Origin of the sequence: Cobetia sp. 14N.309.X.WAT.E.A4, from assembly GCF_030397495.1 — a bacterium.
Lineage (GTDB): Bacteria > Pseudomonadota > Gammaproteobacteria > Pseudomonadales > Halomonadaceae > Cobetia > Cobetia marina.
Genome location: NZ_JAPNXT010000001.1, coordinates 427,098 through 439,443, shown reverse-complemented (window position 1 = coordinate 439,443; position 12,346 = coordinate 427,098). Strand labels below are relative to the sequence as shown.

Here is a 12,346-nt window from a genome sequence, read left to right as displayed (position 1 = left end):
CAACCGCGATACGACACCGTAGCGTGATGATGTCTTCCCATGGCTGCCAGCTTACCCACTGGCCTGCCACGCGCCAAGCGATAGTCCCACCCCTTTCTCATCATGCCGCGCCAGCCATGCCGGCGCTGAGCGCTCTCTTCCCGAGACACCGGCCACCGTCATGGCAGAGCAGATGCAGAAACGCCCGGCATGGCCGGGCGTTCCCTCACGACAGTGCTGGTCGACTCATGCAGACGCCAGGCGATCCAACCCAAGCGCCAGATCACGCTTGATGTCATCGAGATCTTCCAGGCCCACTGCGATGCGCACCATGCCGTCCACGATACCGGCGGCCGCTTTCTGCTCATCACTCAAGCGGCCATGCGTGGTGGTGGCAGGATGCGTGATGGTGGTCTTCACATCACCGAGGTTGCCGGTGATCGACAGGATGCGCGTGGCATCGATGACCGACCAGGCCCCTTCACGACCTCCCTTGATGACCACCCCCAGCACGGCACCGAAGGCCTTCTGCTGAGCCTTGGCGAGTGCATGCTGCGGATGACTCTCGAGGCCTGAATAGTGGACGCGCTCGACCGCAGGATGCGCTTCCAGCCAGTGCGCCAGCTCCAGCGCACGTGCACAGTGGGCCTCCATGCGAATGTTGAGCGTCTCCAGTCCCTTGAGGAAGACCCAGGCATTGAAGGGACTCAGGCAGGGCCCGCACGTCCGCACCACGCCGAAGACCTCTTCCATCAACGCACTGCTGCCGACCACTGCCCCGCCCAGAGTCCGCCCCTGCCCATCCAGATACTTGGTGGCGGAGTGGATGACGATATCCGCGCCCAGGGTCAGCGGACGCTGCAATGCCGGGGTGCAGAAGCAGTTGTCGATGGCAAGCCATGCATCATGTTCATGTGCCAGCGCTGCCAGCGCCTTGATGTCACCGATCTCGGACAACGGGTTGGACGGCGTCTCGGCGAACAGCAGCTTGGTGGACGGTGTGATGGCCGCGCGCCAGGCCTCGAGATCCCCCAGTTCGACGAAGCGCGTGGTGATGCCCAGCTTGCCGAAGTACTTGGTGAACAGGCTCACACTGGAGCCGAAGATGGAACGCGAGGCGACGATCTCATCCCCGGCTTCCAGCAGGGCCAGCACGGTGGACATGATCGCGGCCATGCCGGAGCTGGTGGCCACGCAGCGCTCACCGCCCTCCATTGCCGCCAGTCGCTCCTCGAAGAAGCGCACCGTCGGGTTGGTGAAGCGCGAGTAGATGTTGCCGGCTTCGTCACCACCGAACTTGGCTGCCGCCTCGGCCGCACTGCCATAGACGAAGCTGGACGTGGTGTAGATGGGCTCGCCGTGCTCCTGCTCACCGCCACGCAAGTGACCGGCGCGGATGGCGAGCGTCTCCAGTCCCAGCTCATCGCGGGAAAGGTCGGCGCGGGAAAGATTGTCGTCGTGCATGGTGTCCAGTACCTCTACTGATGGAATCCGCTGATCTCTGTCTCGGATGACATGGCTCACGGGATTGTCAGGTTACGCGCCGCGGGCGCTTCTTTCATGAGCCGGGAAACAGAGCAGAAAGCTGTCGGTCAATGTTACCGGTTTTGAACGCGCAACGGGCTCCGGATTTCTCCGGAGCCCGTTGCGAATCACTCACCCTGCCATGACCTGTCACGCGAGACAGGTCATGGGGTCAGTCGATGTCTTCGGAATCGTTGTGTAGATCCACGACCGCGTGGGTCTCGCCTGCGTTCTTGGCACCATCGTTGCGTGAGGCCTGCAGGTCGTTGAGGTAGGCCTCATCGATATCGCCGGTCACGTAGATGCCATCGAACACGGAGCAGTCGAACTCGTCGAGGGCAGGATTGACCTCGCGACAGGCGTCCTTCAGGTCATCGAGATCCTGATAGAACAGACGATCCGCGCCGATCAGATCCGCGATTTCCCTCTCGGTACGACCATGGGCGATCAGCTCTTCCGCGGCCGGCATGTCGATACCGTACACATTGGGATAGCGAACCGCTGGCGCCGCCGAGGCGAAGTAGACATTCTTCGCGCCCGCCTCACGGGCCATCTGGATGATCTCGTTGCAGGTGGTGCCACGCACGATGGAATCATCCACCAGCAGCACGTTCTTGCCGGCAAACTCAATATCGATGGCGTTGAGCTTCTGACGCACGGACTTCTTGCGCAGCGTCTGCCCCGGCATGATGAAGGTACGGCCGATGTAACGGTTCTTCATGAAACCTTCGCGGTAAGTCACTCCCAGATGCTGAGCCAGCTCGAGAGCGGACGTGCGCGAGGTATCCGGAATCGGGATGACGACATCGATGTCCTGCTCCGGCCATTCCCGCACGATCTTGTCGGCCAGCTTCTCCCCCATGCGCATGCGGGTGCCGTAGACATAGGCACCGTCCAGCAGGGAGTCCGGACGCGCCAGATAGACGTGCTCGAAGATGCACGGCTTGAGTACCGGATCATCAGCGCACTGCAGGGTATGAAGCTGACGCTCCATGTCGATGAAGACGGCTTCCCCCGGTGCCAGGTCACGGATCAGCTCGAAACCGGCGACGTCCAGCGCCACGGATTCGGAAGCGATCATGTACTCGGTACCTTCAGCAGCCTCGCGCTTGCCGAAGCACGCCGGACGAATCCCGTGCGGATCACGGAAGGCGACCAGGCCGGTGCCGTTGATGATCGATACGGCGGCATAGCCACCCTTGCAGCGACGGTGCACACGACGTACCGCATCAAAGACATCACCCGCGCCCAGACGCATGCCCTGCTTGCCCAGCTCGTGAGCGAAGACATTGAGCAGCACTTCGGAATCGGAGCTGGTGTTGATGTGACGCAGGTCGGAGGAGAAGAGCTCCTGCTTGAGCTGCTCGGAGTTGGTCAGGTTGCCGTTGTGCGCCAGGGTGATGCCGTAGGGCGAATTGACGTAGAACGGCTGCGATTCCGCCTCGCTGGAAGAGCCAGCGGTCGGATAGCGAACATGGCCGATACCCATGTTGCCCTTGAGTCGCTGCATGTGACGAGTGCGGAAGACATCACGCACCAGGCCATTGCTCTTGCGCAGCAGGAAACGACCCTCGTGCCAGGTCATCATCCCCGCGGCATCCTGCCCACGATGCTGCAATACGGTCAGCGCGTCATACAGCGCCTGGTTTACCGAGGCGTTGGCCATCAAACCTACAATCCCGCACATCCCGTCATTACCTCACTGATACACACTAGGAGAGGGAGGCGCCAGCCATCATCAGCGCGCCTCCACATGGCAATATGAGTGCTCACATGCCGCAATTGTCAGGCCTGCCCACACCACAGGCAACACCTGACCGATGGGTCAATCGATACCACGATGCTTGCTGCACCTCGACGCGCTGACCTGCTCGGGGGGTCGAACAGACAAAACAAAAGCGCCGAGCAAGAATGCCCGGCGCTTTTGTCGTCTCAAGGTGCTGCGGTGTCACCATCACGCTGCTGATGCTGCTGACGCATGAACTGCTCGGCGACCTGCTGACTGACGCCTTCACTCAGCGTGCGGCCTTCGTGGCGGGCACGCTCGAGCAGGCCACTCGCCTGCTGCTGGAAACCGGCAGCCTGTGAGGATGGAGCCGTCCCGTCCTGCGGCAACTGCCAATCCCCTCCCGTGTCCCACTCACGGTAGCGTGCCAGCGACCAGTCGCGCAGCTGCTCCAGCGTCGGGCGCAGCTGCGCCGCCTGCCAGTCCGCACTGTCACGCAGAGGTGTCAGGCCGACGACAGCCGTCACCAGTACCAGGATCACCGCCGCCCGAAGCGCGCCGAAGACACCACCCAGCAGGCGATTGAAGCCCCCCATGCCGACCGCCTGGACCAGGCGTTCGAGCAGACGCAGCATCAATCCCCAGACCAGCACCGTGCCCAGTACCACCAGCACGAAGCCGACCGCGGTGCGAATGCCCGGAGACAGGATCACCTCGTCGAGCAGAGCCCCGGCTTCCGCCCCGAACTGGCGTGCCGCCACCAAGGCCACCAGCCAGCCTGCCAGTCCCAGCGCCTCGCTGAGCAGACCACGCATCAACCCCAGCAACACGGAGATGATCAGCAGCCCCAGACACAACCAATCGATCCAGACCAGCGCGTTCACTCACCCTCCTTCCGGCGTACCAGAAGGCCCTTGATATTGACCTGCTCCTGAAGGCGAGAGCGCGCGGACTCACCAATCTCGGAAGATTTGTAGGGACCGACGAATACCACGGTCAGATTGCCATCCCGCGCGACGCGATAGGCCGCGAATCCCTTGCTCTGCAGGTCCTTCTGGAGTCGCTCGGCGTTGGCCGGCTTGCCGAAGCTGCCGACCTGCACCGCCCAGCCACCGGCGGAAGAAGATGGCGCGCTGGCGGCAACGGCAGGCTTGGGCTCAGGCGCCGGCTTGGGCTCTGGCTTGGGCGTCGGGGCCGGCTTGGGCTGCGGTGTCGGCGCAGCCTTCGGCTCGCTGCTGGACACGGACCTGGTCGGCGACAGCTGCTGCGCCTCCGCCACGCGAGCTCGCGACTCGGAGGCGTTTTCGATGCCGGGTCCGGGATCACTGTCACGCACCTTGCCATTGCCATCCACGAAGGTGATGGGGACATCGGTACCAATCTTCAGCTCGCTGGGGGGCTGCGGTGCATCCACCGTCGAACGGTCGATATCCACCGGCTTGCCCAATGTCATCACCGGACTGGGACGCTCATCACGGGCCGGCGGCTCATCAAACAACATCGGGATGAAGATCACGCCCAGGGCCAACAGGATGACTGCGCCGCTGATCCGTTCTCGCTTGCCATATTTCATCGTGCCATCTCCCTTGCACCCGGATTCCAATGACCGCGGTCCTGCTTCACCTCAGGCATCCTCGTCGTCAAGCCATGCCAGCGCTTCGCCGACCGTGAAGAAGGAGCCGCAGACCAGCACCTCCCCCGCGGTGGCATGCTCCACCAGCCAATTCGCCGCCTCAGCGACCGAATCACATTCCGCCAGCACGGTCCCCTGGCCGGCACGCACCACGGCAGCCAGCTCACTGGCCTGGCGAGCACGCTCGCCGCCCAGTGTCGCCACGACGAAGCCATCCACCACGGGCGACAGCGCCTCGATCACGCCTCGTGCGTCCTTGTCTCCCAGCATGGCCAGCAGCACCAGACGCGGTCGAGCGGAAGGCTCGCGCGCCGCCAGACGACTGGCCAGATAACCTGCCGCATGCGGGTTGTGCCCCACATCCAGACACCAGTCACGCCCATGACGCTGGACCCATTGCATGCGCCCCTTGAGCTGGACATTGGCCATGGCATGGCGCACGCATGACACCTCAAGCGCCACACCGGCTGCGACGAGCGCATTCAGCGCACTGGCCGCGTTGTCGCGTGGCAGGCCGGGGTCCGGAAGTGCCTCGAGGGTCATGACGGGGTCGCTCAGTCGCTGCCAGTGCCAGAGCCCATCCGCTGACGACCTTGCCGGGGAGGCGAGGTCCTGCTCGCAGGCGTCCTGCCAGACAAAGTCCTGCCACAGCACCTGAGGCGTCACACCCAGCGAGCGGGCGTGCTCGGCACAGCTGCTCGGCAAGTGATCGGAGCCGAAGATGGCCGGGCGCCCTGCACGCAGGATACCCGCCTTCTCGAAGCCGATGTTCTCGAGGTCCGTGCCCAGGAAGGCAGCATGATCCTGTGCCACGGTGGTGATCATCGCCACATCGCAGTCGATGATGTTGACGGCATCCAGACGCCCGCCGAGACCGACCTCCAGAATCGCCAACCGTGGCTGTCGCTGAGCGATCAACCACAGGCCAGCGAGCGTGCCGGCCTCGAAGTAGGTCAGGCTGATCACGCCCTGCCCATCTCCCGCATCCGAATGACGCGCCGAATCCACCTGCTCGAAGGCAGTGATCAGCTCGTCGTCACTGGCGTGCTGCCCATCGAGGGTCACGCGCTCGTTGTAATGCAGCAGGTGCGGAGAGGTGTAAGTCGCGGTCGTCAGACCATGCGCACGCCCGAGCGCCTCGAGCATGGCGACCGTGGAGCCCTTGCCGTTGGTACCGGCCACGGTGATGACCCGCTCGCCAATGCGACGAGCCCCGGGGCCGACAAGCCCCAGACGCTCAGCCACGCATTGCACGCGGGCGAGCCCCATGTCGATGCTGACGGGATGCTGGCGCTCCAGACGCGAAAGCCAGTCTTGCAGTGACAGCTCGCGTGGCACGGCCTCATGCAGGGCAGCAACGCTCAGCGGAGGCCGCTCACGGGACTGCAGCACCTCTCGGGTGCTGCAGTGGCCCGGCGCATTGGCCTGCTCAGCCATCGCGACGATCGCCTTGCGGCTTGTCGGCGGAGAATGTCTCGTCAAGCACGCTGTCAACCGCGGAGCGCGGCTCTGCAGGCTGCGGCTCGCTCGGTGCAGCCTCGACAGCCTCACCTTCGACAACGACTTCCGTGGCATCTACCACCGGTGCCTGCACGTCAGCCTTGACCGGCAGACCCTGCAGCTTGAGCAGGATGCTGGACAGACGCTCACGCATGTCGCGACGATGGATGATCATGTCGACCGCGCCATGCTCGAGCAGGAACTCTGAACGCTGGAAGCCTTCCGGCAGTTTCTCGCGCACGGTCTGCTCGATGACACGCGGGCCAGCGAAGCCGATCAGGGCATTCGGCTCGGCAACGTTCAGGTCGCCCAGCATGGCAAGCGATGCCGATACGCCACCGAAGACCGGATCCGTCAGCACGCTGATGTACGGTACGCCTGCCTGTTTGAGCTTCTCGAGCGCAGCGGAGGTCTTGGCCATCTGCATCAGGGAGAACAGTGCTTCCTGCATGCGCGCGCCACCGGAGGCCGCGAAGCATACCAGCGGCACTTCTTCCGCCAGCGCGAGTTCGGCTGCACGCACGAACTTCTCACCGACGATGGCCCCCATGGAGCCGCCCATGAAGCTGAATTCGAAGGCAACGGCCACGACAGGCTGTCCGGAAAGCGTGCCGCGCATGGCGACCAGCGCATCCTTTTCGGACGTCTGCTTCTGGGCGGCGCTCAGGCGATCCTTGTACTTCTTGGAATCGCGGAACTTGAGGCGATCGACCGGCTCCAGATCTGCCGCGATCTCCTCGCGACCCTCGCTGTCGAGGAACCAGGACAGACGGGCACGCGCAGTGAGACGCAGATGGTGGTCACACTTCGGGCAGACGTTGTCGTGCTTGGTCAGCTCCGGAAGGTACAGGACTGCTTCGCACTTGGGGCATTTACGCCACAGGCCATCAGGAATGGAGGTGCGCCGATCCTTGCGTTGGATACGGCTCATTGACGGCACAATCTTGTCAAGCCAGCTCATGGTGGGGAGGCTTCCGTTTTGCTGCTGTTCTGGGCACCGCTCGACGACTGTCGGCGGCCATGCGAGTTGGCACACGCCCACCTCTCCAGGAGGCAAGGACGTGGCGGGCAACGACTGACACCCTCTTCGCCCCCTTGTCTCGGGACGCTGGAGGAAGTCAGTGGCGCCAAAGGAAAAGACCGTGCAACCCATTGGTCGTACGGCCCCTTTTCCAGATTCTGGCAAACATTGTAGCGGCTTCGCCCCCCTTGCGGGTAGTGCGAGATGCCAATTGCCTTGTGGAGTCCAGTGTTGCGCCTGTCCCGCGCAGGCCTTGCGGCATGCCGCGCAGGGCATCAGTGGAGTCAGTCGGCGGCTCGTACTGCCTGACAGAACGCCTGGAGGCGCTCCCATGACTTCTCGCCAGGGGCAGACTCTACCCCTCCCGAGACATCGACCGCGTGGGGCGCTACCTGCCTGACCGCCTCCGTCACGTTGCCGGCCTCGAGCCCGCCCGCCAGGATCACCGGCAGGGGCAATTCTCGAGGGATGCGCGACCAGTCAAAGGTCTCGCCCGTGCCACCGGGGACACCGGGACGATAGGCATCCAGCAGCAGACCGCGTGCGTCATGGAAGCGTTCTGCCTCTGCCACCAGGTCGATCCCGTCACGCATGCGCAACGCCTTGATATAGGGGCGGCCAGCGGCTCGGCACTGCTCGGGCGTTTCGTTGCCATGGAATTGCAGCAGATCGAGATGCGGGGCAGCGGCGGCCACTTCGGCCTCACTGGCATCGACGAACAATCCGACACGCGTCACGAATGCCGGCACCAGGCACGAAAGCTCCGCCAGACGAGCAACGTCCACCGCCCGCTTGCTGCCCGCCCACAGCACGAACCCCAGCGCATCGGCACCTGCCGCCACGGCGCCGGCGATATCCTGTTCACGTGTCAATCCGCAGATCTTGATTCGGGTACGCTGGCTCGCTCGAGCGCTCATCTCGGTCATGGGATCACTCCGTTCAACGTGAGGATTCATTCTGTGCGACAGGCGATCCTGCGGCAGGCGATCCTGCGGCAGGAATCGCTTGTTCATGTTCCCGACTGAGACGCTCGGCCTCACGGGCAACGCTTGCCAGCCGAATGGCTTCCTTTTCACTGAGCTTGCCTGCCGCCCGAGCCTCTTCGGCACCCTCGGCTTCGGCACGGGCCAGGCGTGAGCGTACCATCGGGCAATCCGGCAAGGGGCGCTCTCCCGTCCACTCCCCGAGATGGGCCACCAGACCAGGCCCGAGCGGCTCCCTGGGCAGCTCATAGCGCGGCGGATAGATGACGTCGACGAAGTGAAGTCCCGTGGCTGCTGCCGTGGCACTCGAACGCGTGCGATCTCCCCCGCGCATCAGCTCCACGATCCACTCGACAGGCTTCTCGCCACGCCCGATGGCCATCAAGGTACCGGCGATATTGCGCACCATGTGGTGCAGGAAGGCATTCGCCTGGATGTCGATCATGACCAGCTGGCCGTGACGACTCACCTCGATGAAATGCACGTGGCGTCGTGGCGAGCGCGACTGACAACCTGCCGCACGGAAGGCCGAGAAGTCCAGCTCCCCTACCAGATGGGCGGCCGCCGCCTGCATGTCGGCGACATTCAGGGGTTCACGACACCAGGTGGCGTTGTGACGCTCCATCACCGGCCGAAAAGGCTGATTGATGATCATGTAGCGATAACGACGCGCGATGGCGCTGAATCGGGCATGGAAGTCATCGGGAACGGGGACCGCCCAATGGATGCCGATATCCGGGGGAAGATTGACGTTGCCGCCCATGCGCCATGCCTTGCGGCTGCGCCCCACGGGGGTATCGAAGTGCACGACCTGACGCACGGCGTGCACACCTGAATCGGTACGCCCGCTGCAGTGGACGGTGATGGGAGTGGAAGCCACCTTGGAAAGCGCCTTTTCAAGCGTTTCCTGCACGGAAGGTGCGTGGCTGAGGCGCTGCCAACCGCAATAGCGGCTGCCATCATACTCGACGCCCAGAGCGATGCGCCCCGGGCGTCTTTCATTATCATCAAGCGGTGTAAAAAAGGGCATCAGGTCAGACCAAAGCGCTCCATCAACGCCAGCGCCTCTTCACGGATCATCCCGTCATTGGCGGAGGAGAGCGGCTCAAGCAGCGCTGCCGCTTGATCATCCTCACCATCCACCAGCAACTGGCGGGCTTCCTCGAGCTGCTGGAAAGCCACGCTGTCCTGGGCGCCAGCCCCTGCCCCTGCCATGCCGACAGAGGGATAGGCATTATCCTGATCCCCGGACTCGAACGCCACTTCCTCCACCTCGAATTGCGAGATATCACGACGAGGGACATCCACCTCTTCCAGCGTCATGCTATCCAGCGACGGCAACTCGTCGGCTGCTGAAAAGGCGCTTGCAGGCGCCACATCGTCGCCTGAAGGTGCACTGGATTTCGCAGATTCACCTTCCTCATCGATGGAGGCGGAGGTAAATTCGACCGCCTCACCCTTGAGTGCCTCGTCCGCCTTCTCAACACTTGCCACTGCCGCAGGCTCCACACCGTCGTCAAGCGTCAGTTCCGGCGCTTGGTAATCGATCACGTTGTCACTGAAGAAACTGGTATCGGGTGCCGCCTTTCCGTGCTCGGGACTCTTGCCCTTGAGGCCGGGCTCGAATGCGACTCCCACGTCTGCCGGAGTGTCATTCGTGACGGCGGCATCAGCGTGCAAGTCATCCTCGAACGAGCCACTGTCCTGCCCTTCGCCTGAAGAGTCAGACACGTCACCCTCCGGCTCGCACTCATCGTCCTGCAGGTTCGCGCCACCTGCCGCCAGCCTTTCAGAGGCTGCGCTGGCCGAGGATGGCACACGCAGGGACTGGGCATATTGACTGACGACACCGGAGAGATGCGTCACGTTGCTTGCGGCCACCGCGCCACCCATGGCAGCACGCATGGGGCTACCCATTCCGGCGTAACGGTTGAGCAGCGCCTGAGCCTCTTCACGCTCTTCTGCATTGCCCGCCGCCAATACCTTCTCGCTTTCGTGATTCAGCGCCTCGAGATTGCCAAGTTCTCCATGCACTCCCATCAGCTTGAGACGCAGGTCCTGACGACTCTCATCGTCTGCAAGACCGGTTTCCAGCAGGGCTTGCGCCTGATCGAAGCGTCCATAGGCGATGAAGATATCCGCCTCGCTGATGGCAGCAGCCTCAGGCTGGGCCAGAGGCTCAAGAGTGTGAGAGCCACGACTTGCCACTGCGGACGCCTCTTCCGGGACCTGTCTGTCAGCGGTACCCGCTGCAGCACCAAAGGCACCCCGTGACGGGTCCTGCAGGTCCTGGTCGTTGTGACGCACGGCATCCGCGAAGCTCATGCTGGAGTCATCCTTCGGCCCCGAGCGACGACGCAGCAACAGCAACAGCAGCAACAGCAATGCTCCCGCCGCGCCGCCCACCATCATCAGATTGTCCTGTACCCACTTCCACGTCGCCTGCGGCCAGGGCTGGCTGGGCAACACGAGATTGCCTTCACCATCACGCGGCTGGCCCAGATCCACCCCGGCAGCGACCAGACTCTCGGGTAGCGTCAAGGGAGTGATGCCGCTGTTGACCAGCAGACGGTTCTGCTTGGCCAGCAATACCTTGGCCGTTTCCAGCTGCTCGGTACGCTCGGCCAGGGAAGCACGCAGCTCACCGACCTCACTGCGTAATGAAGCGACTTCACTGCGCAGGTCGTCACGCTCCTGCTCCAGTTGATCCAGACGCTGCTGGTTGGTCAGCAACTGGTCTTCCAGCGATTCGAGGCGATCCGACAGTTCATCGATGGCCTGCTGGCTGCCCGCGGAAATCTGCGTACTGGCGGCCGCCTTGCTCGCCGGCGTGGCCTCTTCATCGATCAGCGTCAGGCGCGGCTTGCCGTCAGCACCCGCACTGGCGGGGCCGCTGGGAGCGGGCGCTGCAGCGGGCGTCTCACTGGCCGTGGCGGTATCCTTCGGAGACGCGGGCGTCGTCTTCTTGCTGGCCGGAGCAGGAATGGTCTTGCCTTGCGCCCCCGCGACCCACTGTTGATATTGCTCACGCACTTCGCGATCGGCCGCCGTGCGCGAGCGGCCCAGCATGGTGGCGCGATCGGGAACGCTCAGGACTACCCCCGCCCTCAGCTTGTTGATGTTGCCGCCCGGGAAGGCACTGGGATTGGCTTCCTGAATCGCCAGCATGGCCTGACGGATGCTGACCCCGGCATCCGGCCGCACGCGTCGTGCGATGGTCCACAGGGAATCGCCACTGCGTACCTTGATGCTTGACGGCGTTTCGCCCGCCGCGGGCGCAGCGCTTGCCGAAGACGACTGACCACTGTCACGGAAGACCACGGAACGCGAGGGTGTCGACCCCGTGTCGGCCAACGGACGTGAGCGCGCACCAGAAGGCGTCACCAGTGCCGGCTGACTGGAATAGCCCGCCGGATCGAACAGCAGCGTGACCTGACGCTGCAGCTTGCCATTGGGCCACTCGACGTCCAGCAGAAGATCCACATAGGGCTCACGTACCGCCCCGTTGGTGGTCAGCTGAAGATAATAGCGGCTGCCCTGCTGCTTGATGGCCACCTTGACATCATCACTGACATAGCTGCGGTCCACACCGGCACGCGCAAAGGCGGCGGCATCGGAGACGTTCGCCTTGATCAGGCTGCTATCAAGCCCGGAGGTATCTGTCAGGCCGATGCGGGCATCCAGCGGTTGATTCAGATTCGAGCGCAATCGCGGCGATTCCATGCCGACCGCCAAGGCCTGAGCACTATAGATGGCGAAGGAGATCGCCAGTGCGAGAGGAAGCTTGCGTCCCATTGAGTGTCCCTTCGTATGCGACCGATTCAGTGTCCGGCCGGCGCATTATGTTACGTATTCTTACATATAAGATACCAGAGAGTCCGCCTCATGATTCAGGCAAGGCGCGACTCAGCCAGAAAAATTTCAACGCTAGCGGGCGTCGTCCCCTCTGATAGCCCACCTGCTCCCCGGATGACAGGAGT

Annotated in this window: 9 protein-coding genes; all 9 read right to left on the bottom strand. The window is 63.4% G+C overall.

Going from position 1 to position 12,346, the window contains the following annotated elements; genetic code table 11:
* Window positions 1–225: 225 nt before the first annotated feature.
* Window positions 226–1,443 carry an O-succinylhomoserine sulfhydrylase gene (locus OW493_RS01900; protein WP_077372415.1) on the bottom strand — a complete coding sequence of 406 codons (1,218 nt, stop codon included), beginning with the start codon at window positions 1,441–1,443 and terminating at the stop codon, window positions 226–228.
* A gap of 232 nt (window positions 1,444–1,675) precedes the next feature.
* On the bottom strand, window positions 1,676–3,190 hold the full coding sequence (gene purF / locus OW493_RS01895) for an amidophosphoribosyltransferase (protein ID WP_077372413.1): 1,515 nt from the start codon (window positions 3,188–3,190) through the stop codon (window positions 1,676–1,678).
* 245 nt (window positions 3,191–3,435) lie between these two features.
* On the bottom strand, window positions 3,436–4,113 hold the full coding sequence (locus tag OW493_RS01890) for a CvpA family protein (RefSeq protein WP_289863041.1): 678 nt from the start codon (window positions 4,111–4,113) through the stop codon (window positions 3,436–3,438).
* Window positions 4,110–4,802 carry an SPOR domain-containing protein gene (locus tag OW493_RS01885; protein WP_084209070.1) on the bottom strand — a complete coding sequence of 231 codons (693 nt, stop codon included), beginning with the start codon at window positions 4,800–4,802 and terminating at the stop codon, window positions 4,110–4,112. The genes OW493_RS01890 and OW493_RS01885 overlap by 4 nt, the downstream gene beginning before the upstream one ends.
* A gap of 51 nt (window positions 4,803–4,853) precedes the next feature.
* On the bottom strand, window positions 4,854–6,299 hold the full coding sequence (locus tag OW493_RS01880) for a folylpolyglutamate synthase/dihydrofolate synthase family protein (RefSeq protein ID WP_289863038.1): 1,446 nt from the start codon (window positions 6,297–6,299) through the stop codon (window positions 4,854–4,856).
* The gene (accD, locus tag OW493_RS01875) at window positions 6,292–7,323 is read right to left on the bottom strand and encodes an acetyl-CoA carboxylase, carboxyltransferase subunit beta (RefSeq protein WP_077372401.1); all 1,032 of its coding nucleotides are present in this window, start codon (window positions 7,321–7,323) and stop codon (window positions 6,292–6,294) included. Before accD ends, OW493_RS01880 begins: the two co-directional genes overlap by 8 nt.
* Before the next feature lie 344 nt (window positions 7,324–7,667).
* A complete protein-coding gene (locus OW493_RS01870) occupies window positions 7,668–8,300 on the bottom strand; it encodes a phosphoribosylanthranilate isomerase (protein ID WP_289863240.1) in 633 nt (210 codons plus the stop codon).
* A gap of 22 nt (window positions 8,301–8,322) precedes the next feature.
* Window positions 8,323–9,396: a tRNA pseudouridine(38-40) synthase TruA gene (truA, locus tag OW493_RS01865; RefSeq protein ID WP_289863035.1), complete on the bottom strand. Its 1,074-nt coding sequence runs from the start codon at window positions 9,394–9,396 to the stop codon at window positions 8,323–8,325.
* A complete protein-coding gene (locus tag OW493_RS01860) occupies window positions 9,396–12,161 on the bottom strand; it encodes a FimV/HubP family polar landmark protein (RefSeq protein ID WP_289863033.1) in 2,766 nt (921 codons plus the stop codon). Before OW493_RS01860 ends, truA begins: the two co-directional genes overlap by 1 nt.
* Between the last annotated feature and the right edge of the window lie 185 nt (window positions 12,162–12,346).